Source organism: Pedobacter cryoconitis (genome assembly GCF_003259615.1).
GTDB lineage: Bacteria > Bacteroidota > Bacteroidia > Sphingobacteriales > Sphingobacteriaceae > Pedobacter > Pedobacter cryoconitis.
This window is the reverse complement of the sequence record NZ_QLLR01000021.1, coordinates 21,391-44,069: the sequence shown is the minus strand read 5'-3', so window position 1 is coordinate 44,069 and position 22,679 is coordinate 21,391. Positions and strand designations below refer to the sequence as shown.

Sequence of the window (22,679 nt, the reverse complement as noted above, 5' to 3'; positions counted from 1 at the left end):
CTACAGATCAGCCCGGATTTTATACGAACTCTATTAAAACCTGGTTCTTTTCAACTTTATCACCTTTACTGACGTGTATCTTTTTAACAACTCCTTCAGTTACCGATTTCAACATGTTCTCCATTTTCATCGCTTCCAATACCAGCAGGTTATCTCCTTTTTGAATCTCCTGCCCTTCCACCACACTGATGTTTAATACTAAGCCCGGCATAGGTGCTTTAATTTCCCGCGCTACTTTTCCGCTGCCAGCTCCCATTCCCATTGCCTTCAGTAAACCATCAAACTGATCTTCGACAGCTACTTCATAGAGTTTTCCATTGATTTTAATCACTGAAGTTTTATCCTCATGATTTTCAGAAACTACCTCAGCGTTGTAAGACTTGTTTTTATAGATGAAGTGCAGGTGACCATCCTGAAGTTCTCTTACATCGACCGGAACCGCTTCACCGTTCAGTTGTAAAGAGTCATTTACAGCCGACAAATCAAAATTATAAGTATCATTTACTTTTATCTTATACATATCAATGGGTTAAAACATAACTGACTAAATTTGCGCCCATTTTAAGCGCATTATTTCTTTTTTCGGCTGTATCTCCCGGATAAGTCCCAAAGTCTTCCCAGCCGTTTCCTAAATCACATTCATAGGTATAATAACAAACTATTCTACCTTCCCATAATAAAGCAAAGCCCTGTGCACGCTTTCCATCATGCTCATGGATCTTAGGCAGACCATTCGGAAATTTAAACTTTTCATTGTAAATCGGGTGATTCGCAGGTAATTCAATAAATGATAACTCAGGAAATACCTTTTTCATCTGCACCCTCACATATTTATCCAGACCATAGTTATCATCAATATGCAAAAAACCTCCGCCTATCAAATAACGGCGGATATTCTGAGCTTCCTGCACACTAAAGACCACATTACCATGTCCGGTCATGTAAATAAAAGGATAATTAAAGATTTCAGGGCTGCCCGCTTCTGCAACTGCTTCTTCGGGAGCAAAATTAGTATGCAGGTTTTGATTACAAAAGGCAGCAAGGTTAACCAGAGCTGTCCTGTTGCCATACCAATCCCCGCCACCACTATATTTTAGTCTTGCCAGCTGATAAGCAGGTGTGTGAAAACTGCTGGTCAGTAAAACCAGTAAAGGGAAAAAGATTAGTAGCCTGAATTTCATCTATTTAAGTAATTCACCTCAAAACATGCAGCCAAAGCAGCAGTTTCTGTCCTGAGACGTGTATTACCTAAAGTTAATGGTTTAAAGTCATTTTGCAAAGCCAGCTGGATTTCATTTGGGGTGAAATCTCCTTCCGGCCCGATCAGGATCAGATAATTCTGGCCCGGTTTGGAAACCTGGCTGATAAAACCGCGTGGTTCTCCGTCTACACAATGTGCAATCATTTTATAATCAGCGGTATATTTACTGATGAACTCTTTGAAGCCCATCGCATCATTTAATACCGGATGATAAGCTTGTAAAGATTGTTTGACTGCCGAAGTGATCACTTTATTCAAGCGCTCTTCTTTGACAATCTTACGCTCTGAACGTTCACAGATCAGCGGGGTAATGGTATCAATTCCAATTTCCGTTGCTTTCTCAAGGAACCATTCCAGCCTGTCTATATTTTTTGTAGGAGCCACGGCAATATGAAGGCCGTGGTTTCTCTTTTGATATTCCCTGGTGACCTTCAGCACCTGCAGGGTTACATTTCTTTTAGATTCAGCGATAATCTCTGCTTCATACAGCCCGCCTTTACCATCAATCAGATGAACAACATCACCGATCACCAAACGCAGTACTTTCATACAGTGCCTGCTTTCTTCCTCATTTAAAATATAGGAATCAGCGGTAATATCCGGCGTATAAAAAACGTGCATCTTATCTAATTTTAGTGATTATCTACCAGATCATTGTTACTGATCACCAATTCAAGCTTGATGGTTTCAATGTTTTGTTCTGTCTTTTTAAGGATGGTAAATAAATAGCCGTAACATTCTTCACTATCCCCTACATCAGGGATTTTCCCGAAAGCATGGGATACCAAACCACCAACAGTATCAAAATCCAGATCTTCAGGAAGATCATGCGGAAGGTGTTCATTCACATCGTATACCGTTGCATAAGCATTGATTACGAATTCTGTATCAGAAATCTTTTCTACCGTAGGTTTCTCTTCATCATATTCATCCTGAATCTCTCCTACAATCTCTTCTACAATATCTTCCAGCGTTACCATACCTGCTGTACCACCAAATTCATCGATCACAATAGCAATCTGAATGCGCTTCTGCTGAAGCTCACTTAACAGATCATTGATCTTCTTTGTTTCCGGAACGAAATAAGGCTTTCTGATAATATCTTTTAATGACCACTCTTTATTTCCTGCCAGTAAAGGCAAAACATCTTTAGCGTGTATAATACCGATGATCTTATCAATAATATCATCGTATACAGGCATCCTGGAGTATCCTTCAGCAATAATCAAGGTGATTACTTCTTCTTTTGGCGTAGACAGTTCGATACCCGAAATCTTGGTTCTGGGTACCATAATATTTTTAACCACACGTTCATTGAAATCAAAAACGTTGCGGATGAGTTCATGCTCGTTGTTATCCAGCGCGCCACTCTCTCTTCCCTGATCTAACAGGTAATATAGTTCTTCTGTACTGTGTACCGCCTCGTGACCACCAACTGTCGAAATACCAAAAACTTTCAAAATGATATTTGCAAATCCGTTCAGTAACCAGATAAATGGTCTGAAGACTACATAGAAAATCTGTAATGGAACAGAGATAAAAAGTGTAGTCGCTACAGGACGCTGAATAGCAATTGATTTTGGTGCAAGCTCTCCGAATACGATGTGCATTATCGTAATAAAACTAAATGCAATAATTGGAGAAGCAGTTTTCGAGAAGGAATCGATGAATGCAGGGGACTGGTTTAATGAGGTTAATAAATTGTTTAACAGATGTTCCATTACTGATTCTCCAACCCAGCCTAATCCCAGTGATGCTAATGTAATACCCAGCTGCGTTGCAGCCAGGTATCCATCAAGATGTTGTGTAATATATTTAGCAATATTAGCTACTCTATTACCAGATTTAGCCTTAATTTCTATTTGCGACGCTCTGACTTTAACGATTGCAAACTCAGCTGCAACGAAAAAGCCGTTTAAGACGACTAAGAAAAAGGTTAAGAATATTTGAAAGCCCATTAAGAGTTGTTTCTAAATGTACTATTATAAAGTTCTATACTTTCTTCAATAACTTTATAAGCATAAGTAACGCCCATCAACTTTTCGATAGTTACGTTCTTTTCTTCTAAAGCCTTATAATCCTGGAAGAATCTTACGATTTCCTTCATCTGGTGTGGTGGCAATTCAGAAATATCATTGATATAATTCACTGACATATCATTTTTTGCAACAGCGATGATTTTATCATCCTGTTCACCATTATCCACCATGTGCATTACACCGATAACTTTTGCCTCAACAATAGATAAAGGGTAAACGTCCACAGAACACAAAACAAGAATATCTAATGGGTCATTGTCATCACAGTAAGTCTGAGGAATGAAACCATAGTTTGCAGGATACATGACAGAAGAAAACAGGACACGATCCAATTTAATCAAATGAGAGTCTTTATCTATTTCGTATTTAGCTTTTGATCCTTTAGGAATTTCAATAATAGCATTTACCGATTCTGGTAAATTCGCACCTGGAGAAACACTGTGCCAGGGATGTTTTGTGTCTATTTGCATTTTTTTAATGTTGTTATTTATTCTCTTCGTTTGTATGTACCCGCTTCTTCAAAAAAGTATAGAGCAGCGGGATAGTAGTTATAACCATAAAACCTACAATAATATAAAGCAGGTAAGCGTTGATTTCCTTTTCAAATTTCTTGCCAAGAAAATAGCCCAGCAAAGTTAAAGATGTTATCCATAAAAAAGCACCACAAATATTATATAGTGCAAACCTCTTAAAATCCAGTCTGACAACTCCGGCAATGATTGGCGCAAAAGTCCTGACAATGGGAACAAACCGTCCCATGATTAAAGCAAAAGCACCTTGTTTGTGGTAGTAAGCTTCAGCAGCTTTAAGATAGCGTTTTTTGAAGAAAAAAGTGTCTTTACGATCGTATAAAACCGGTCCTGTTTTCTTACCAAACCAATAACCGGTGAAATTCCCCGAAACCGCTGCAGCGATCAGACCAAAGATAAGCACGTAAATATTTACGTCAAGTTTACCCGTCGCCACGAACATCCCGGCAAGAAACAGTAAGTAATCCCCAGGTAAGAAAAATCCAAAAAATAATCCTGTCTCAGCAAAAATTACGAATATCAGGACGTAAAAGCCACCTTCTTTAAGTAATTTCTCAGGATCAATAAAGTGATGTACGGAGGTCCAGAAATCGTGCATAGTTCAAGTAATCGTAAAATTACAAATAATTTCCTGAGAAATGCCTATATCAGATTTAATATTATAGTTGGATAAACTCCTAAGAATATCGTGATGATTACCGATAAAATTAAAACCACTTTGTATTGAATTGGCGTTTCTAATACGACCTCAGCGCCTTCTTTAAAGTACATGGCAACAATTACCCTTAAGTAATAGTAAAAGCCTACAAGCGCATTTAAAATCGCAAATGCAACCAGGTAAATCTGGTATTCATTCATCACATTTAAAAACATCAGGTATTTTCCTATAAAACCAGCAGTAAGCGGTATACCAGCAAGAGAAAGCATTGCAATAGTCAAGGCCAGCGCCACTAAAGGGTTGCGTTTTCCTAATCCGTTGAAACTTTCAAAATTATCATGACCTGTTTTCTGTTTCACCAAAATCAGGACCGCGAAAGCAATAATACTGGCAAAAGTATAGGCAGCTGCATAAACCATTACATTGTTTGCCGAATTGGCAGTCAAAGTAACTAAAGAGAATAACAGGTAACCTGCATGAGAGATACTTGAATAAGCGAGCATCCTTTTGAAGTTCTTTTGGAAAAGGGCCGTCACGTTACCAATAAATAAGGTAATACATACGATAGCCATCAATGGTGGCATCCAGAAATCATGAAGCGGAGCAAAAGTACCAGCGAAAAGACGCAGGAACGCTGCAAAACCAGCAGTTTTCACGACCGTAGACATAAAAGCAGTAATCAGAGAAGGTGCGCCTTCATACACATCCGGAGTCCAGAAGTGGAAAGGTGCAGCACCGATTTTGAAACACAGGCCCACCATGATCAGAATTACTCCAGGATAAAACAATGGAGATACTGCCTGGTAGTTTCCAACCAGGTACTGATTGATTGCGTGCAGGCTGAATGAACCTGTAGCACCATAAACTAAAGTGATCCCGAATAAAAGGAAACCTGTAGAAAAGGCTCCCATCAGGAAGTATTTTAAAGAAGCCTCATTGGAAGCAAAATTGCTCTTCCGGATACCCGCAAGGATATATAAAGCCACAGACATAATTTCTATTCCAATAAATAACATGGACATATTCGTATAAGATACCATAATCACGATACCCGCAAGCGCGAATAAGATCAAAGTATAATATTCTGCTACGTTCTCACTGTCTTTAGCAAAGTAATTCTGCGTCAGTAAAAAGATGAAAATCGTCCCTAAAATAGTAAGAGAAGAAAAAGCGATGGCAAAATTATCCATTTCCATCATTCCATAATACACCGTATTAGAATTCCAGGCGGTAACTGCAAAGGCCAGAGAGATCAATAACCCCACAAGAGTTAGTGGTAACAAAGCTTTCTTTGCTTTGAATAAACCTGCATAAAGCACCGCTAAAGCTGTAACAACAATTGTTATAATGATATTCATTTCCTTATTTTACCGATGTTAATTTTTGATTTACCTGTTCTAATAATTGTTGTACCGAAGCTTCTGATAAATGCAGAATTGGTTTAGGATAAACACCTAATACGATAATCAACGTACAAATTATAACCAGTACAATTTGTTCAGTTCCTTTAATGTCTGCAAATCCTGCAGTAAGGTCATTGGTCTTGCCCAACATGATATTCTGATACAGGCGGAACATATATACCGCACCAAAAATAACCGTTAAACCTGCAAATACGACAGCCCAGATATTGTACTGGTAAATACCGATCAGCAATAGAAACTCTCCGATAAAACCGTTGGTTCCTGGTAAAGCTACTGTTCCCAATACAATGATCAGGAATGCAATTGCCAGTTTTGGTGCTGATTTCGCAATACCACCCAGTTCAGCAATTGTATTTGTTTTTACTCTCGAGAAGATAATATCAAGGACAAAGAATAAGCCGATTACGTTTACACCATGACTTAACATTTGAATCATCGCACCTTGCATACCCTGCGTATTTAAAGCGAAGATACCCGCAGAGATCAACCCTACGTGGGCAATAGATGAATAAGCAATTAGTCTTTTCGCATCTTTCTGCTTGAAAGCAATTAAAGAAGCATAGACGATTCCGATAATAGAAAGGACGATTACAGTATTACCCCACTCCTGTACACCTGCCGGAACAATTGGCAATAACCATCTGATCACACCATAAATACCCATTTTCAACATGATACCCGAAAGTAACATCGTACCTGCTGCCGGTGCCTCAGTATAAGTATCCGGCTGCCACGTATGGAATGGGAAAATTGGCATTTTAATCGCAAAAGCAATAAAGAATGACCAGAATATCCAGCCCTGCTGAACAGGATCTAAATGAAGCTGGTAGAATGCCTGTATATCAAAATTATGCGCAGGATTCTGTAAGTACAGGTAAATGATACCTAATAACATGAATAAAGAACCGGCAATCGTATACACAAAGAACTTCATGTTTACTTTAATGCGGTCTTTACCTCCCCAGATTGCACAGATAAAATAGATTGGAATTAATGCAGCTTCCCATCCGATATAGAATAAGAAAGCATCCATCGCTGTAAATACAACCAGTAAACCTGCCTGCATAAATAAGATTAAAGCAAAGAAACCAGCAGGTGATTTATAGTTATGCTGATAACTTGCCAGGATAATAATCGGTACCAGCACATTGGTCAGCAAAACTGTGATTAAGCTGATCCCGTCGATACCTGCATGGAAATGAATTCCAAGATCCTGAATCCAGGGTAAGTTCACGACAAATTGTGTACTTGCATCCGGGATAAACTGTCCGGCAACAACAGCTGTTAATGCCAATGAAGCAACAGCGAAAACCAGGGCTACATGTTTAGCGGCATTGCCGGTAAATGCTGTAACCAGTGCACCAACTACTGGCAGAAATATTAGAAGTATTAAAAGTTGTTCCATTATGTTTTCTTGGACGATCTTTTATAGAGATAAATAAGTATACAATAACAACGAGATGATTCCAACCACCATCATAAAAATATAGAACCCAACATTACCTGATTGCAGTAATCTGACTCCTTTACTTGCTTCCGATGTGCTCCATCCTAAACCATTGACAATACCGTCAATAATCTTTTTATCAAATACCTTATAAAAGAATACTGAAATAGCATCCAGAGGTTTTCTGATTAAAGTATCATAAATCTCATCTACATAGAATTTATGATAAGATAGTTTAGCCAATGCAGAACGTTGTCCTTCGTCTGCCACAGGAACGTGGTTTTGTTTCACGTATTTGCTATAAGCAAATGCGATAGAAATCAATACCCCTACAACTGAAACAGCCATTAAAATATATTCAGTAGCATGGTCCGGTGCTTCTCCATGATGCTGGATAACCGGCGCAAGCCAATGTGATAACCAATGTGAACCTCCCAATGACTCCGGAATACCAATTGCCCCACCGATAGCTGAAAGCACGGCAAGAACGATTAAAGGGATAGTCATACTTTTTGGCGATTCATGAATTTTTTCTTCAGCATGGTGCGTTCCTCTGTATTTACCGAAAAAGGTAAGGAACAACATTCTGAACATATAGAATGCAGTTAAAAAGGCAGTAAATACGCCGATTGCCCACATTACTTTATTATACTCGTATACATGAGAAAGGATCTCGTCTTTCGAGAAGAAACCCGAGAACGGAGGTAAACCTGAAATCGCAATCGTACCAATCAGCATGGTTAAGAAAGTAACCGGAAGTTTTTTACGTAAACCACCCATATGTCTCATATCCTGCTCATGGTGCATCGCGTGGATCACCGATCCTGCGCATAAGAACAATAATGCTTTAAAGAAAGCATGTGTAATCACGTGGAAGAAAGAACCGTTATAAGCACCAACACCCAATCCTAAGAACATATAACCCAATTGGGATACCGTAGAATATGCCAGTACTTTTTTAATATCTGTTTGTGTCAGGGCAACCAGTGCACCCATCACAGCTGTTGCCAGACCAATAATTGCAATTAAGTGCTGAACAACAGGAGCCAAATCAAATAAGACATTTGAACGTGCAATCATATAGATACCAGCAGTTACCATCGTTGCCGCGTGAATCAGGGCAGAAACAGGCGTTGGACCAGCCATCGCATCGGGTAACCAGGTAAACAATGGAATCTGAGCAGATTTACCACAGGCACCTACAAATAATAACAAAGCAATTAATGCAATGGTAGAATTGCCCGGAAGCATGTTGCCTGCCAGCGGGAATATTTTAGAGAACTCCACACTACCGAAAGTCGTGAAGATCAGGAATACCGCGATTAAGAAGCCTAAATCACCGATACGGTTCATGACGAAGGCTTTCTTTGCTGCTGTTGCGTAACTGCTGTTGGTAAACCAGAAGCCGATCAGTAAGTAAGAGCATAAACCAACACCCTCCCATCCGATAAACATCACGATATAGTTTGATCCAAGAACCAGCAACAACATGAAAAAGATAAACAAGTTTAAATAGCTGAAGAATTTACCGAATCCTTCATCATCGTGCATATATCCGATTGAGTATACATGAATCAGGAAACCAATTCCGGTAATGATCAGCAACATGATTGAACTCAATGGATCTACCAGGAAGGAAACCGGAATTTTTAATGAACCGGCACTGATCCAGTCAAACAAGAAAACCTCATGCGATTTCACAGCATCATTGCCTAAAGCTAAAAAGATGCCGATACTAATCACAAAAGATATGAATATCACGCTACTCCCAATAAAACCGATCAGGTTTTTGGATAATGTATTTCTCCCAAGACCGTTGATGATAAAGCCTAAAAGAGGAATTAACGGAACCAGCCAAACTAAATTTATCATTTTATAATTTATTCTTAATAATTACCACTTAAGGCGATTCAATACATTAATATCTGTAGACTGCGTATTTCTGTAAACCATTACAATAATACTCAAGCCCACTGCTACTTCGGCCGCTGCCAAAGCCATGATGAAAAATACAAACACCTGCCCCGAAGGATCGTTGCTATGTACAGAGAAAGCAGTAAGTAATAAATTAACAGCATTCAGCATCAATTCTACCGACATAAAAATTACGATAGCATTTCTGCGGGTCAGTACGCCCATTACACCGATGGTGAAAATGATAGCACTTAACCATATATAATGATTAAGCGGTACACCCTGTAAGGTTTGAGTAAGATTATTCACTATACTTTTTCTTTTTTAGTTAATAATACGGCACCCACCATAGCTGTAAGCAATAGAATTGAAGACAACTCGAAAGGCAGCATAAATGGACCGAACAATTCTTTACCCAGGTTCTTAACCAGACCTAAGTTTGGATTCTGCAACACTAAAGGATCAGATACAGCTGTAGCCTTTAAAGAGCCAACCAGCGTCACCACCAGGCAACACCCGGCAACGATACCTACAACCTTTACCAAACCAGACTTCAGCGGTTCATTCTCTTTATTGAGATTGAGCAGCATCAGGACAAACAGGAATAGTACCATAATTGCCCCCATGTACACAATAAAGTTTACCACTGCCAGAAACTGGGCATTAAGCAAAATGTAATGGACTGTGAACGTAAAAAACGTTACGATCAGATAAAGTACACTATGCACCGGGTTCTTTGCGAAAATCACCATCAGTGAAAAGAAAATACTTAAAAAAGCGACCAAATAGAATACTGATGTACCCATTTATTATTTTTGTTTTAAAGCCGTAAACGGCAAATGTATAAACTGTTTATATCAAGAAGCGACTACACGCTTCAATTTCATTATTTCTTTACTAGAGGCTCTTCTACCAGTTTGTCTTTACCGTAAATAAAGTCTTTACGCAGGTAATCTGAAGGAACAATCGGCCCGTCCAGGTAAATTGCTTCTTTCGGACAAGCTTCTTCACATAAACCGCAGAAAATGCAGCGCAGCATATTGATTTCATATACAGCCGCATATTTCTCTTCTCTATACAAGTCCTTCTCTTCTGGTTTACGTTCAGCAGCAATCATAGTGATTGCTTCTGCAGGGCACGATAATGCACATAATCCACAGGCAGTACAACGTTCCTTTCCGTCTTCATCCCTTTTCAGAGAGTGCATCCCTCTCCAGTTGATAGACATTTCACGCTGCACTTCAGGATACCTGATCGTCGCTTCTTTTTTGAAGAAGTGACTGATCGTAATAGCCAGACCCTTTCCTAATGCAGGCAGATACATCCGCTCCGCAAAATTAAGTGGCTTTTGTATTAATATTTTCTTTTTACTGGTTAATGGTTCCATTAAACCTCCTTTTATATTCCGCTGAGCGGATAGTTAAAACTTTTCTACTATTGCAATCACAATACCTGTGATAATTACGTTCGCTATGGCAATTGGGATCAGAACTTTCCAGCCCAGGTGCATCAGCTGATCATAACGGAAACGTGGAATTGTCCATCTTACCCACATAAAGAAAAATATGAAGGCAAATATTTTAGCGAACAATACAGCTGTTCCGATTAATGGCGCAATCACAGGACCAACCTGCGTCAGTACCCAGTCCATACCCGGATAGTTATATCCTCCGAAGTATAGCGTAGCCATTACTGCCGAAGACACAAACATATTGATATATTCCGCAAACAGGTAAAAACCTAACTTCATCGAAGAATATTCAGTATGGTATCCACCAATTAATTCAGTTTCACACTCCGGTAAATCGAAGGGTGCCCTGTTGGTTTCGGCAAATGCACAAATGATAAACAGCAGGAAGCCTAATGGCTGATAAAGCACATTCCAGTGCCATCCATGCTGCATATCCACAATTTCTTTCAAACTCATCGTATTGGTCACCAATAATAAGGCGATAATAGAAAGTCCCATTGCAACCTCATAACTGATATTCTGCGAAGCCGCACGAATAGCACTTAAAAGAGAGTATTTATTGTTAGAAGCCCAGCCTCCGATCATTACGCCGTATACACCCAGAGAAACTACCCCGAAAATATATAAAACACCAACGTTAATATCAGTAACCTGCAAAGGAATAACCCTTCCGGCAGCTGTAGTAATCGGGCTTCCCCATGGAATAACAGCAGTTCCGATACAGGCGGTCAGCATCGCTAAACCTGGCCCAACCATAAACAACCACTTGTTCGCATGTGTAGGAATAATTTCTTCCTTCATGAACATTTTCAGTCCGTCTGCCAAGGGCTGCAAGATCCCGAAAGGGCCTGCACGGTCTGGTCCAAGCCTATCCTGCAAAAATGCAGCAACTTTTCTTTCCGCGTATGTAGAATACATAGCGATAACTAAACTTATACCAAAAATGATAGCGACCAGTATAAATTTTTCTATGACGAATGAGATATCCATTAGAATTTAGCGGTTTTTTCCAGTTCAACTTTATTAGCTTCCTGCAAACGAAGATCTTCCTGAATTACAGGCAATGGAATCATCGTTTCGTAATGATTAGAAGAGATTACGGAAGTATCACTAATATGCGTAGGATGTTCAATAGTCCAGTCTGCTGTTTTCTTTTTATCGAAACGGCAGGTGTTACAAATGAATTCCTCCACTTCACCATAAATGTCTTTACGGGCAGTTACTCTTAAAACATCTTCTCCTTTATACCATAAAGTCACTTTACCACTACAAGTAGGGCAGTCTCTATGTGCATCCACAGGTTTAGTAAACCAAACTCTGTTTTTGAAACGGAAAGTTTTATCAGTTAAAGCACCAACCGGACACACGTCAATCACATTTCCGGAGAAATCGTTATCAACAGCAGTCTGGATATAAGTAGAAATTTCTGAATGATCACCTCTGTTTAAGATACCATGAACACGTTTATTAGTGATCTGATCTGCTGTAAACACACAACGGTAGCATAAAATGCACCTGTTCATATGTAACTGGATCTTATCTCCTATGTCGATACGCTCAAAAGTACGGCGCTCAAATTCATAACGTGTTTTCTGTAAACCATGCTCATAGCCCAGATTCTGCAAATCACATTCTCCGGCCTGGTCACAAACAGGACAATCAAGCGGGTGATTAATCAACAGCATTTCTACCACACCACTTCTGGCTTCAATTACTTCCGGAGAAGTAATATTCTGCACTTCCATCCCGTCCATTACTGTAGTACGGCACGAAGCAACCAGTTTAGGCATTGGTCTTGGGTCTTTTTCAGAGCCCTTGCTTACTTTTACGATACAAGTACGGCACTTACCTCCGCTACCTTCCAATTTGGAATAGTAGCACATTGCAGGAGGCACAATGTCTCCTCCTATTTGCCTTGCAGCATTCAGGATCGTTGTACCGGGCTCTACTTCGACGGTTATCCCGTCTATGGTTACCTTAACTTTTTCACTCATTGTTAAATGATATTCTTTTATCATTCCTGCGTTTCTCAATTAAAAAACCCAGGTCTGACAGTTAATTTTCCTGTTTTACTTCTGCTTTAGGAATCGGCACTGCATAATTAGCGATACCATAATTTCCCTGAAGACTTTTTATAGGCTCTTTCACATGCCATTCAAACTCGTCCCTGAAATGTCTGATTGCACTTGCCACAGGCCATGCAGCAGCATCCCCTAAAGGACAAATCGTATTTCCTTCGATCTTTTTAGACACATCAACCAATAAGTCAATATCGCTCATCTTACCATGTCCATGCTCCAGTCTGTGTAAGACTTTTTCCATCCATCCAGTACCTTCACGGCAAGGAGAACACTGACCACAGCTCTCATGGTGATAAAAACGGGAAAAATTCCAGGTGTTTCTTACGATACACTGATCTTCATCAAAAGCGATAAAACCACCTGAACCCATCATGGTTCCAGTAGCAAATCCACCTTCAGAAAGCGATTCGTAACTCATTAAGCGTGGTTCACCGTTCGCTAACTTCAACGTCAGGTTGGCAGGCAATACCGGAACAGAAGAACCTCCGGCCACTGTAGCCTTCAATCTTTTGCCATTGGCAATACCACCACAATATTCATCAGAATAAATGAACTCTTCTACCGGAAGGCCTAATTCTATTTCGTACACACCTGGTCTGACCAGGTTACCCGAAGCAGAGATCAGTTTGGTTCCTGTACTGCGTCCAATACCGATTTTCATATATTCATCACCACCGTCGTTGATGATAGGCACGACTGCGGCAATAGATTCTACATTGTTCACTACTGTCGGGCAGCCATATAAACCAGCGATAGCCGGGAATGGCGGTTTAATCCTTGGATTACCCCTTTTACCTTCCAGTGATTCTAATAAAGCCGTTTCTTCACCGCAGATATAAGCTCCGCCGCCTGGCTGAACATAAATCTCCAGGTCATAACCCGACCCTAAAATGTTTTTTCCTAAAAAGCCAGCAGCTTTTGCTTCTGCAATTGCTCTTTCCAGAATCCTGATTTGCGGCATCATCTCTCCACGAACGTAGATATAAGATGTATTCGCCCCTAATGCAAAACTTGACACAATCATTCCTTCAATTAAAGCATGAGGAATGTAGGTCATCAGATAGCGGTCTTTAAAAGTACCCGGCTCTGATTCGTCAGCATTACATACCAGGTAGCGGGCAACACCCTCTGGTTTTGCCAGAAAGCTCCACTTCATTCCTGTAGGGAAACCAGCACCGCCACGTCCGCGTAAGCCAGACTTTTTAACCTCTTCCACCACTTCATCAGGGGTCAGGGTCTTCAAAGCTTTCTCCACAGCACGGTACCCGCCTTTTTGGCGGTAAACATCAAGTGTATTGATGCCTGGTACGTTTATATGTTCTAATAAGAGTTTACGGGCCATTATTTTTTGCGTAATTCTTCTATCAATGTGTCTACCTTTTGATTGTCGAGGTTTTCATAAAAAGTGTATTCAGGGCCTATTTGCAGAACCGGGCCGAAACCACAGGCTGCAAGACATTCAACACCTCTCCAGCTGAATAAACCATCAGCTGTAACCTCTCCTTCTTTCACCCCAAGAGTCTGTTCCATATGCTCCATCAGTTTTTCCGCTCCTACCAGGCAGCAAGGCCCGGTGCGGCAAACTTCTAAAACATATTTACCCTTTGGCTGTAGGAAATACATACTGTAAAAAGAGGCTACCTCGTAAACTTCGATAGGTTCAATTTTTAAATATGCTGCTACTTTATCCATCGCATTGGAGCTTAACCAACCCAGTTCTGCCTGAACTTCGTGAAGTATAGGCAATAGGGCAGATTTTTGTTTCCCATCAGGATATCTACTTGAAATTTCATCACACTTTGCGATCAAAGCTGACGAAAACTCTACTGGTTGTTGTTCTTCTACTTTAAGCATCTAATTCTCCGGCAATAATATTCATACTACTCATGTTGATAATGGCATCAGACAGTAACATTCCCTCACTCATCTTCGCATACATGGAATAATTGATAAAACTAGGTCTTCTGAAGTGCAGACGGTAAGGTGTTCTTCCACCGTCATTGATCAGATAAAATCCAAGTTCTCCGTTTCCGCCTTCAACAGCATGATATACTTCTGCTTTAGGTGCATCAATCTCTCCCATTACAATTTTGAAATGGTAAATCAAGGCCTCCATATTGTTGTAAACTTCTTCTTTGGCAGGTAAATAGAAATCAGGCACATCTGCGTGGAAAATCCCTGCAGGCTCGTGTTTAAGTTTCTCCAATGCCTGTTCAATCAGACTTACACTCTGCCACATTTCCTCGTTACGCACTAAATAACGATCGTAAATATCACCGCTTGTACCTACAGGGACTTCAAAATCGAATTCATCATAAGAACAATAAGGCTCACTTACACGTACATCATAGTCGACACCAGTTGCACGTAACAAAGGGCCGCTCCAGCTGTAATCCAAAGCTTGTTCTGGCGTAACACAGGCAACACCTGCAGTACGGTCAATAAAGATACGGTTACGGTTAAGCAGGCTTTCAAATTCCCTTAAAGCAACAGGGAATTCTTTTAAGAATTTATTGATTTTAGCAAAGGCGATGTCATTGAAATCTCTTTCAAAACCACCTATACGGCCAATATTTGTTGTTAAACGCGCACCACATATCTCTTCATAAATTTCATAGATATGTTCTCTGAACTGGAAAAGATATAAGAAGGTGGTTGTTGCACCGGTATCCTGTGCGATAATCGTATTACAGATAATATGGTCTGAAATACGCGCCAGTTCCATGACGATTATCCTTAAATAATCTACACGTTTTGGTACTTTTATATTTAACAGTTTCTCTACTGTCATGTGCCATCCCATATTGTTAATAGGTGATGAGCAGTAGTTTAATCTGTCTGTCAGGGGTGTGATCTGATAGAATGGCCTGTGTTCAGCAATCTTTTCAAAAGCGCGGTGAATATACCCGATGGTAGAAACTCCGCTTACAATACGCTCTCCGTCTAACTGAAGTACGTTTTGAAAAACACCGTGTGTTGCAGGGTGAGTCGGGCCTAAGTTTAAGGTGACCAGCTCATTCTGAGGATCGTTGTCTGTATATACTGGTTGATTGTGATTCATGTTCTTATCTACCAAAGTATTCGTCTTTTTTATCAACTCTGTTCGGATCTTCCAAAGGATATTGTTTTAACATCGGGTGAACATTCAGCTCATCCATATTTAAAATCCTTCTTAAATCGGGGTGACCTTCGAATTTAACTCCGAAAAAGTCATATGTTTCTCTTTCCATCCAGTTCGCACCATTCCAGAGCACAGTAGCTGTTGGGATTGAAGGGGTTTGTTCATGGATGAATACCTTAACTCTGATCCTGATTTTGTTCACCATGTTGTGTAAATGGTAAACTACAGCGATATGTTTAGTGTCAGGGTAATGCACTGCAGTAATATCAGTAAGGAAGGAAAATTTAGCACCTTCTGTTTCTTTCAAATAAGTCAGCACCACAATGATTACATCTTTTGTGGTTTCTACAGTCAGCAAACCATAAGGTTCGTTCACTCCACTCACTTTAGCTCCGAAACGGTCAGCTAACAGTTGTATTACGCTACTATTGTTAACCTCTGCCATTATTCGATTCCGTATGAAGCCAACATTTGTTTATACTGATCAGAATCTCTTCTTCTGCCAGATTCATTTCTTACTAATTCCTGTATCTTACCGAAACCGTCTAAAATAGCTTCTGGTCTTGGCGGACAGCCAGGAACGTAAACATCTACCGGAATAATCTCATCGATTCCCTGCAGCACTGAGTAAGTGTCAAAAATACCACCACTTGATGCGCATGCACCTACTGCCATCACCCAACGGGGCTCTGCCATCTGTAAATACACTTGTTTTAGGACAGGACTCATTTTCTTAGCTATGGTACCCATAACCATTAATAAGTCTGCCTGACGTGGAGAAAAACTTAAACGTTCTGAACCAAAACGACCAAAATCATAGTGCGAACCCATTGTAGCCATGAATTCAATTCCACAGCATGAGGTTGCAAATGGCAATGGCCATAATGAATGGGAACGGGCTAAACCAATAACCTTGTCTAAAGAAGTAGCGAAAAAGCCAGATCCTTCAATGCCTGGGGGCGCGTCTACTATATTGATGTCACTCATATCATAAAACAAAAAAGGCTCATTCTAATACAGAATGAACCACAAATCTACAATATTTCGAGCCAAAAAGGCTTAGTCTATCTCGATTTAGAACCGATCTAAATAATTAGTTCCAGTCAAGTGCTTTCTTCTTCAGGATGTAAATAAAGCCTAATAAAAGCGTTCCCATAAACACGAACATTTCAATTAATCCCGGCCATCCGAGTTCTCTGAAATTCACAGCCCATGGATACATAAAGATAACTTCCACGTCAAATAGTACGAATAAGATCGCAACAAGGAAGTATTTAATCGAGAATGGCTGGCGCGCATTACCGACAACCTTTACCCCAGCTTCAAATGTACCCAGCTTGTCACTTGTTTTACGTGAGGGACCTAAGTAATGTGTAGCAATAAGAGTTACTACAACAAAGCCAAGGGCTACGATAACCTGAAAAATGATAGGTAAAAAATCTGAAGGCAAACTCTGCGTTTCCATATAATCTTGATTAAGCTACAAAAGTAAAAGAAAAAAGGGGGAAATCAAATACTTAATCAACTTGCCCCTTTTTTACACATTATGCTACTGTATTGAACATTTCCACAATTAATCACCGGTACTGCCTAAATAGGAATAAAAGCGTTCTAAAAGCCTTATATGATTTTAGAAGACATAAAAAAGGCCACCATTATGAGGTAGCCTTTTAAAATATTCAGATTTAAATATTATTTCTTCTTAGAAGGAGCTTTAGCAGCAGGAGCAGCTAATTGTTTTAAACCAGTTTGTGCATTTGCATTTGCCGGGTCAATTACTAAAGCTTTGTTGAATAATTCAGTTGCTTTTGCTTTATCTGTAGGAGAATAGAAGAACCCTAAGTTAGTATAAGCTTCGACTAAGTTTCTTTTTTCTGCTTCAGCAGCACCTAATTCAGGTTTTGTAACCGTTACAAGATCTATGTATGCTTGGTAGAAAGGCGCTCTTAATCCTTTAGGATTAGTTTGATCATCCATATAACCGGCAACACGGCCTCTCATAATATAAGCTAAAGTGAATTCAGGTGAAACTTTATTTAAGTGTGCTAAAGCTGAGTCAGCCTCTACTAAAATAGTTTTACTTGGATTCTTTTTGTCTTTGTCTTTGTTTGCATAATCAAAGTAATCAGCAGAAGCCAGGTAATAATAGTTAGTTAATGAACCTTTACCGTTTGGATTCAATTTGATCGCATCTTTATAAACTGCAGCCGCCTGATCGTATTTTTTGTTTGTGTATAATGCTTTACCAACATCTTCTAATGCTTCTATATTTGTAGAATCTTTAGCGATCGCTGTTCTGATGCTTTTTAAAGCTAAACTATCCTGTCCGGCAACTAATTGTGCTTTACCTAAGTAAAGGTAATCGGCAGCGATTAAACGAGAAGTATCAGGGTTTTTAGCGAAGAAATCAGTTAACAATTTCAAACTCTCAGGGCTTTTGTTTTCAGCTGCAGAGTATGCTTGTAAACGATTGATTACTAATGTTTTTTGGTTGTTAGGATATAATTTAGCAATATCAGCTGTTTCAGTTTCTAAAGCTTTGAAGTCTTTTGCATAGAACAAGAACTGTGCATAACGTAATCTTGTATCGAAAGATTTGTCAGTTAAGTCCATGTATTTTTTGTAGTTCTCTAAAGCTTGTTTAGATTTCTCATCGTAATGAGCTGGCTCGAAATTAGCCCACTGCATGTATAATTCAGCAATTTCACGGTAAGCAGGACCATAGTTAGGATCAGCTGTGATTACTTCTTTCAATTGTGTTTCAGACTCAGGGAATGCTCTTGACTCTTTGTACATTCTTCCGATTTGAACTTTAGCTCTTACTAAGCCTTCATTGATATTCAATGCGCGCAGGTAATTGCTTAATGCTTCAGAATTTTTTTTCTGTGCTGCATATAAATCACCTAAAGCCAAAAATGTCTCAGGGTCTTTATCAGCTGCATCTACTTCGTCTGCTTTTGTTAAGTTAGTTAATGCTGCAGCGAAATCTGGTTTATCTTGCTCCAGGTAAGCTTTACCAATGTATAAATAAGGAGTGTGGTCTTTTTTAGAAGCCAGTCCGATAGCTTTGTCAAAATTAGTTTTTGCCGATGCTGCATTGTTGGTTGCAAGATCTACATGTCCTAATCCAACATAGTTTAACGCAAATTTAGGATCAGCAGCAATTCCTTTAGTAAAAACTGCTTTAGCAGAATCTACATATTCATTATGCAGATATACATCACCTAAGTTAAAATAGTTCTCCCCTTTACCCGCCTGAGAACTTACTAGTGATTTAAGCATAGAAGTTGCTTTAGCATACTGCTCAGCATCAATTGCTTTTTTTGCATCACTTAAGTTTTGAGCAAAAGAGGCAGAACCCATTACTACTAAACCTAAACTTAAGGTTATTGCTTTCTTTGTCATTTTCATCCGTTTTCGATTTGATTTTAAAGGTAATGAAGCTTGCATGGATTATGCGCATTTCATCGGTTACTTATTTTTTATTTATTGTATAGCTAATTCGTTTTTTTCTATTACCTGACCATTGAAAGCCACGGCTCAATATAATATTAATTTTCCTTTTTTATATTAATCTCTCTCGGATTCATCATATTTGGTCCCAATCCCGATTTTAAAACGATTAACTGACCTCTCTGGCCCGTTAACCATGTTGCAAAACCCGTGCCTAAACCATTTTTTCCTTCTGCATTAATGATATAAACATTCCTGAGGAACGGGTATATACCATCAATTAAGTTCTTTTGACTAGGTTTATAGAAGGTATCATCCCCCTTTTTACCCTTGGTGTTTTTCACACCCATAACTTTCACCTGGTCGGTAAAGTCCTGCTGATCACGGCCATTTTTCAATAGCCAGTTCACCCCAACCACCCCAATAAAGTTCTTATGCTCTGCAACGTATTTTATAACGTCTTTATTATTCTGTAAAGTATAAATACCTGACTTAGGTAATTCTTTAACCTGAGAAAGGTCCTTAAAATAGCGCAGTGTGCTTGAATAAGCGTTGTCGAAAACCAATTGTTTTCCGGAAACAGATGTTCCTTTCATGATAGAGATCACTTCATCAGCAGTAATTGTTGAATCAGGATTATCATTTCCCGTAATCAGCGCAATACCATCAATAGCGAACCTGGAAGTAAAAATTGGAATACTTCTCTTACTATAAGCTTTTTCTTCGTCAGGAGTAAGCATTCTGGATAAAACAGCAACCCTTACACTATCATTTAAGAAAGTAGGCAGGATTTTATTCTCATTTCCTTGTGTCAATTCAAATTTAGCATCCGGATAGTCCAGTTTAAAAACCTCAATCTGATCTTCCAGCACTGAAGAGAAACTCTCATCAACAAGCAATTTTACTGTACCTGAAACACGGGAGTCCTTCCCATCATCACTTTTAGGCTTTTGCTTACAAGCAATGAATAAAAATAATGGCAGGATAAAAACTAGTTTGTTCATGCTAATTGTCTTTTTGATTAATCAAGCGGAAAAATCTTATCACCGCATAAGCGATCAGTAGTAGTCCGAATAAGATGCGGTAGGTAGGCTTAATCTCGAAAGGAATGTCTTTCCAGAAGATTAGTGCTGTTCCAAGTACCACATACATGATCAGCATCACCAGGCCTAAAATGAACAGAAATCGCTGTTGAGGCGATTTCTGTTTGAAAATATTGAAGTTAAACATTATTGTAATAATATTTAGTTAGATAAAGTGAAACTGATCGGGATGTTATATTTAACACGAACAGGTTTACCATTCTGGATACCAGGAGTCCATTTCGGACTAGCCTTTAATACCCTGATTGCCTCTTCATCAGTACCACCACCTAATTTACGCTCAACTTTAATATCAGTCAGACGGCCATCTTTCTCAACTACGAAAGATAAGAACACCTTACCCTGAATATTATTTTCCTGAGCCATAGGAGGATATCTTACCGCTTTATGCAAATAAGCATAAAACTTGTCCATACCTCCAGGGAAACCTGGCTGAGTTTCGATACTTACGAAGTCATAGACTTTAGTATCTTCCACTACTGCTGCTTGTTTAGGGCCTTCTCCTACAGGACCAACCACTACAATATCAGCACCCGGATCACCTTCAATTGTTTTCTGACCTGGGTCAGCTGCTTTTAACTGCTCAATCTGAGGAGGATCTTCATCACGTACCTGGTTATCCGGTTTTACAATCGGAGGAGGGAACTTAACTTGATCCGTCTTTGGCGGCGGTGGCTCAACCGGTGGCGGTGGAGGTGTTTTTGGATCCACCGGTGGCGGTGGTGCAACAGTAACTTCAACTTGTTTCACAATTTCCTCTTCAGGAAGCTGACCCTTGATCAAAGTAACGATCTTAGGTAAAAGAAACAAAAATATAAAAGCTGCCGAAGCAAAAAGTAGTGCTCTTGAAGTATTCGCGCCATTTTGTCTACGTAACTCGTAAGCTCCGTATTCTTTGTTCTTTTTAGCGAAAACAACATCAAGCCATCCCTTATTGAATAAATCTATTTTAGATCCGAACATTGCTTGTTATTTAAAATGTTAATAATATTATAAAAGATTCTGAGATTTCATGAATGCTTTTTCAGCATCAGTAATGTTTTCATCATCAATTGCAGGAGCCGATTTGATTCCGGTAATTGCTAACTCATCCATGATATCAACAAAGTTTTTATAGGTTGCGCCAGAAGTAGGCTTAATCACCATAACGATAGATTTTCCACTTGCAGCCTGCACTTTTTGTTTGTTATCCAGTATCGATTTTCTGATCTGAGTAAAATCCTGAACTTCAGGAGCTGATTTACCAGCTTCTCCCATATACCAGGCAACTTTATTATTTTTACCTAATAAAATAGTCATGGTCTGAGAAGCCCTTAATTCAAGTCTCTCTTCAGATTTATCTTCTTTATCTGGCTTCGCAATATCCATTGCGATTGGTTTATTCAGCGTGGTGGTTAACATGAAGAAGGTAATCAATAAGAACGCCAAATCAACCATCGCGGTTAAATCTACTTTCGTAGACGATTTCTTACTCCTTACTTTCCCACCCTTTTTGCCACCCCCGCCGGAGGTATCTAATTCTGCCATGTTTTAAATTATTTGCTACCGCCTTCAGCAGTGGTGATTAAACTGAATTTGTTAATTTTTTGTTTTTGAAGGATGTCAACAATTTTCTTGACCATAGGGTAGCCTTCTTCGGCATCGCCTTTAATACTTACCCTCATTGTTTCAGAATGCAGTTCGGCAACAGCTTTACGGGATTGAAGAATCCAGTCTGCCAATTGATTATTGGTAGAATCGGTAGGTATACCTGTTTCCAGACCTGATTTCTTTCTTTTATCTCCGTCCAGCATCACAAACTGTTTTAAACTCTGGATCGGCACACCGAATGATCCAATAACGCTAAAGCGTTTTTTCTCTTCTGGTGTAAAACTGATCTTATATTGCTCACCAATTTTTTCCAGCGTAGCTACTTTCACATCCTGGCCAGCAGCTTCGAAGAAAACTTTATCCGAGCCAATTGTTAAAATCGCGATGTCCTTTTCAGGAACTTTGATTTTATACGTTGACGTAGGAAGTCTTACATCCAAAGGATCCGGTTGTTTTGCAGTTGCTGATAAAATAAAGTAAGTAAGTAACAAGAAGGACACGTCGCACATGGCGGTCATATCAATCGAGGTACTCTTTCTTTGAACCTTTGCTCTAGGCATAATTTTAAAAATTACTTATGTTTTATA

Annotated in this window: 26 protein-coding genes; all 26 read right to left on the bottom strand. The window is 39.4% G+C overall.

Annotated features, from left to right (window positions below; genetic code table 11):
- Positions 1–19: 19 nt before the first annotated feature.
- On the bottom strand, positions 20–520 hold the full coding sequence (locus LY11_RS18095) for a biotin/lipoyl-containing protein (protein WP_111635055.1): 501 nt from the start codon (positions 518–520) through the stop codon (positions 20–22).
- A 1-nt stretch (position 521) separates the two neighbouring features.
- Complete coding sequence (locus LY11_RS18090; protein WP_111635054.1) at positions 522–1,181, bottom strand: DUF4159 domain-containing protein; 660 nt, start codon at positions 1,179–1,181, stop codon at positions 522–524.
- On the bottom strand, positions 1,178–1,882 hold the full coding sequence (locus LY11_RS18085) for a 16S rRNA (uracil(1498)-N(3))-methyltransferase (protein ID WP_111635053.1): 705 nt from the start codon (positions 1,880–1,882) through the stop codon (positions 1,178–1,180). The genes LY11_RS18090 and LY11_RS18085 overlap by 4 nt, the downstream gene beginning before the upstream one ends.
- An 11-nt stretch (positions 1,883–1,893) precedes the next feature.
- On the bottom strand, positions 1,894–3,219 hold the full coding sequence (locus tag LY11_RS18080) for a hemolysin family protein (RefSeq protein ID WP_111635052.1): 1,326 nt from the start codon (positions 3,217–3,219) through the stop codon (positions 1,894–1,896).
- A complete protein-coding gene (locus tag LY11_RS18075; protein WP_183868339.1) occupies positions 3,219–3,770 on the bottom strand; it encodes an inorganic diphosphatase in 552 nt (183 codons plus the stop codon). The genes LY11_RS18080 and LY11_RS18075 overlap by 1 nt, the downstream gene beginning before the upstream one ends.
- Before the next feature lie 13 nt (positions 3,771–3,783).
- A complete protein-coding gene (locus tag LY11_RS18070; protein WP_111635051.1) occupies positions 3,784–4,428 on the bottom strand; it encodes a DedA family protein in 645 nt (214 codons plus the stop codon).
- A 44-nt stretch (positions 4,429–4,472) separates the two neighbouring features.
- Positions 4,473–5,846, bottom strand: coding sequence for an NADH-quinone oxidoreductase subunit N (locus LY11_RS18065; RefSeq protein WP_111635050.1), 1,374 nt, complete (start codon positions 5,844–5,846; stop codon positions 4,473–4,475).
- A gap of 4 nt (positions 5,847–5,850) precedes the next feature.
- A complete protein-coding gene (locus LY11_RS18060) occupies positions 5,851–7,317 on the bottom strand; it encodes a complex I subunit 4 family protein (RefSeq protein WP_111635049.1) in 1,467 nt (488 codons plus the stop codon).
- 21 nt (positions 7,318–7,338) lie between these two features.
- Positions 7,339–9,231 carry an NADH-quinone oxidoreductase subunit L gene (gene nuoL, locus LY11_RS18055; RefSeq protein ID WP_111635048.1) on the bottom strand — a complete coding sequence of 631 codons (1,893 nt, stop codon included), beginning with the start codon at positions 9,229–9,231 and terminating at the stop codon, positions 7,339–7,341.
- A gap of 21 nt (positions 9,232–9,252) precedes the next feature.
- Positions 9,253–9,582 (bottom strand): NADH-quinone oxidoreductase subunit NuoK, encoded by a 330-nt coding sequence (nuoK, locus tag LY11_RS18050; protein ID WP_111635047.1) that lies wholly within the window; start codon positions 9,580–9,582, stop codon positions 9,253–9,255.
- Complete coding sequence (locus LY11_RS18045; RefSeq protein WP_068405181.1) at positions 9,582–10,079, bottom strand: NADH-quinone oxidoreductase subunit J family protein; 498 nt, start codon at positions 10,077–10,079, stop codon at positions 9,582–9,584. The genes nuoK and LY11_RS18045 overlap by 1 nt, the downstream gene beginning before the upstream one ends.
- 80 nt (positions 10,080–10,159) lie before the next feature.
- On the bottom strand, positions 10,160–10,660 hold the full coding sequence (locus LY11_RS18040; RefSeq protein ID WP_111635046.1) for a NuoI/complex I 23 kDa subunit family protein: 501 nt from the start codon (positions 10,658–10,660) through the stop codon (positions 10,160–10,162).
- 33 nt (positions 10,661–10,693) lie between these two features.
- On the bottom strand, positions 10,694–11,734 hold the full coding sequence (nuoH, locus tag LY11_RS18035) for an NADH-quinone oxidoreductase subunit NuoH (RefSeq protein WP_111635045.1): 1,041 nt from the start codon (positions 11,732–11,734) through the stop codon (positions 10,694–10,696).
- On the bottom strand, positions 11,734–12,738 hold the full coding sequence (locus LY11_RS18030) for a 2Fe-2S iron-sulfur cluster-binding protein (protein ID WP_068405175.1): 1,005 nt from the start codon (positions 12,736–12,738) through the stop codon (positions 11,734–11,736). Before LY11_RS18030 ends, nuoH begins: the two co-directional genes overlap by 1 nt.
- Positions 12,739–12,799: 61 nt before the next feature.
- Entirely contained in the window at positions 12,800–14,167 is a 1,368-nt protein-coding gene (gene nuoF, locus LY11_RS18025; protein WP_111635044.1) for an NADH-quinone oxidoreductase subunit NuoF, read from the bottom strand.
- A complete protein-coding gene (locus tag LY11_RS18020) occupies positions 14,167–14,679 on the bottom strand; it encodes an NADH-quinone oxidoreductase subunit NuoE family protein (protein ID WP_111635043.1) in 513 nt (170 codons plus the stop codon). Before LY11_RS18020 ends, nuoF begins: the two co-directional genes overlap by 1 nt.
- Positions 14,672–15,886, bottom strand: a complete 1,215-nt coding sequence (locus LY11_RS18015) for an NADH-quinone oxidoreductase subunit D (protein ID WP_111635042.1) — start codon at positions 15,884–15,886, stop codon at positions 14,672–14,674. The genes LY11_RS18020 and LY11_RS18015 overlap by 8 nt, the downstream gene beginning before the upstream one ends.
- A gap of 4 nt (positions 15,887–15,890) precedes the next feature.
- The gene (locus LY11_RS18010) at positions 15,891–16,391 is read right to left on the bottom strand and encodes an NADH-quinone oxidoreductase subunit C (protein ID WP_111635041.1); all 501 of its coding nucleotides are present in this window, start codon (positions 16,389–16,391) and stop codon (positions 15,891–15,893) included.
- A complete protein-coding gene (locus LY11_RS18005; RefSeq protein ID WP_068405166.1) occupies positions 16,391–16,933 on the bottom strand; it encodes an NADH-quinone oxidoreductase subunit B in 543 nt (180 codons plus the stop codon). Before LY11_RS18005 ends, LY11_RS18010 begins: the two co-directional genes overlap by 1 nt.
- A 106-nt stretch (positions 16,934–17,039) precedes the next feature.
- Positions 17,040–17,411 carry an NADH-quinone oxidoreductase subunit A gene (locus LY11_RS18000; protein ID WP_111635040.1) on the bottom strand — a complete coding sequence of 124 codons (372 nt, stop codon included), beginning with the start codon at positions 17,409–17,411 and terminating at the stop codon, positions 17,040–17,042.
- A 227-nt stretch (positions 17,412–17,638) separates the two neighbouring features.
- On the bottom strand, positions 17,639–19,357 hold the full coding sequence (locus LY11_RS17995; RefSeq protein ID WP_111635039.1) for a tetratricopeptide repeat protein: 1,719 nt from the start codon (positions 19,355–19,357) through the stop codon (positions 17,639–17,641).
- A 140-nt stretch (positions 19,358–19,497) separates the two neighbouring features.
- Complete coding sequence (locus LY11_RS17990) at positions 19,498–20,403, bottom strand: substrate-binding domain-containing protein (protein ID WP_111635038.1); 906 nt, start codon at positions 20,401–20,403, stop codon at positions 19,498–19,500.
- A 1-nt stretch (position 20,404) separates the two neighbouring features.
- Positions 20,405–20,629: a hypothetical protein gene (locus tag LY11_RS17985; protein WP_111635037.1), complete on the bottom strand. Its 225-nt coding sequence runs from the start codon at positions 20,627–20,629 to the stop codon at positions 20,405–20,407.
- 14 nt (positions 20,630–20,643) lie between these two features.
- Positions 20,644–21,465: an energy transducer TonB gene (locus LY11_RS17980; protein WP_111635036.1), complete on the bottom strand. Its 822-nt coding sequence runs from the start codon at positions 21,463–21,465 to the stop codon at positions 20,644–20,646.
- 27 nt (positions 21,466–21,492) lie between these two features.
- Positions 21,493–22,029, bottom strand: coding sequence for an ExbD/TolR family protein (locus LY11_RS17975; RefSeq protein WP_111635035.1), 537 nt, complete (start codon positions 22,027–22,029; stop codon positions 21,493–21,495).
- Positions 22,030–22,037: 8 nt separating this feature from the next.
- On the bottom strand, positions 22,038–22,652 hold the full coding sequence (locus tag LY11_RS17970; RefSeq protein WP_111635034.1) for an ExbD/TolR family protein: 615 nt from the start codon (positions 22,650–22,652) through the stop codon (positions 22,038–22,040).
- Positions 22,653–22,679 lie beyond the last annotated feature (27 nt).

Bases quoted from the DNA above. Each gene is read 5' to 3' on its own strand.
- LY11_RS18045 (WP_068405181.1), bottom strand. From the start codon at position 10,079: ATGGGTACATCAGTATTCTATTTGGTCGCTTTTTTAAGTATTTTCTTT.
- LY11_RS17975 (WP_111635035.1), bottom strand. From the start codon at position 22,029: ATGGCAGAATTAGATACCTCCGGCGGGGGTGGCAAAAAGGGTGGGAAA.
- LY11_RS18020 (WP_111635043.1), bottom strand. From the start codon at position 14,679: ATGCTTAAAGTAGAAGAACAACAACCAGTAGAGTTTTCGTCAGCTTTG.
- nuoL (WP_111635048.1), bottom strand. From the start codon at position 9,231: ATGATAAATTTAGTTTGGCTGGTTCCGTTAATTCCTCTTTTAGGCTTT.
- LY11_RS18005 (WP_068405166.1), bottom strand. From the start codon at position 16,933: ATGAGTGACATCAATATAGTAGACGCGCCCCCAGGCATTGAAGGATCT.
- LY11_RS18030 (WP_068405175.1), bottom strand. From the start codon at position 12,738: ATGAGTGAAAAAGTTAAGGTAACCATAGACGGGATAACCGTCGAAGTA.
- LY11_RS17995 (WP_111635039.1), bottom strand. From the start codon at position 19,357: ATGAAAATGACAAAGAAAGCAATAACCTTAAGTTTAGGTTTAGTAGTA.
- nuoH (WP_111635045.1), bottom strand. From the start codon at position 11,734: ATGGATATCTCATTCGTCATAGAAAAATTTATACTGGTCGCTATCATT.
- LY11_RS18080 (WP_111635052.1), bottom strand. From the start codon at position 3,219: ATGGGCTTTCAAATATTCTTAACCTTTTTCTTAGTCGTCTTAAACGGC.
- LY11_RS17980 (WP_111635036.1), bottom strand. From the start codon at position 21,465: ATGTTCGGATCTAAAATAGATTTATTCAATAAGGGATGGCTTGATGTT.
- LY11_RS18060 (WP_111635049.1), bottom strand. From the start codon at position 7,317: ATGGAACAACTTTTAATACTTCTAATATTTCTGCCAGTAGTTGGTGCA.
- LY11_RS17990 (WP_111635038.1), bottom strand. From the start codon at position 20,403: ATGAACAAACTAGTTTTTATCCTGCCATTATTTTTATTCATTGCTTGT.
- LY11_RS18090 (WP_111635054.1), bottom strand. From the start codon at position 1,181: ATGAAATTCAGGCTACTAATCTTTTTCCCTTTACTGGTTTTACTGACC.
- LY11_RS18010 (WP_111635041.1), bottom strand. From the start codon at position 16,391: ATGGCAGAGGTTAACAATAGTAGCGTAATACAACTGTTAGCTGACCGT.
- LY11_RS18075 (WP_183868339.1), bottom strand. From the start codon at position 3,770: ATGCAAATAGACACAAAACATCCCTGGCACAGTGTTTCTCCAGGTGCG.
- LY11_RS18000 (WP_111635040.1), bottom strand. From the start codon at position 17,411: ATGGAAACGCAGAGTTTGCCTTCAGATTTTTTACCTATCATTTTTCAG.
- nuoF (WP_111635044.1), bottom strand. From the start codon at position 14,167: ATGGCCCGTAAACTCTTATTAGAACATATAAACGTACCAGGCATCAAT.
- LY11_RS18065 (WP_111635050.1), bottom strand. From the start codon at position 5,846: ATGAATATCATTATAACAATTGTTGTTACAGCTTTAGCGGTGCTTTAT.
- LY11_RS18085 (WP_111635053.1), bottom strand. From the start codon at position 1,882: ATGCACGTTTTTTATACGCCGGATATTACCGCTGATTCCTATATTTTA.
- LY11_RS18070 (WP_111635051.1), bottom strand. From the start codon at position 4,428: ATGCACGATTTCTGGACCTCCGTACATCACTTTATTGATCCTGAGAAA.
- LY11_RS17985 (WP_111635037.1), bottom strand. From the start codon at position 20,629: ATGTTTAACTTCAATATTTTCAAACAGAAATCGCCTCAACAGCGATTT.
- LY11_RS18040 (WP_111635046.1), bottom strand. From the start codon at position 10,660: ATGGAACCATTAACCAGTAAAAAGAAAATATTAATACAAAAGCCACTT.
- LY11_RS18015 (WP_111635042.1), bottom strand. From the start codon at position 15,886: ATGAATCACAATCAACCAGTATATACAGACAACGATCCTCAGAATGAG.
- LY11_RS17970 (WP_111635034.1), bottom strand. From the start codon at position 22,652: ATGCCTAGAGCAAAGGTTCAAAGAAAGAGTACCTCGATTGATATGACC.
- LY11_RS18095 (WP_111635055.1), bottom strand. From the start codon at position 520: ATGTATAAGATAAAAGTAAATGATACTTATAATTTTGATTTGTCGGCT.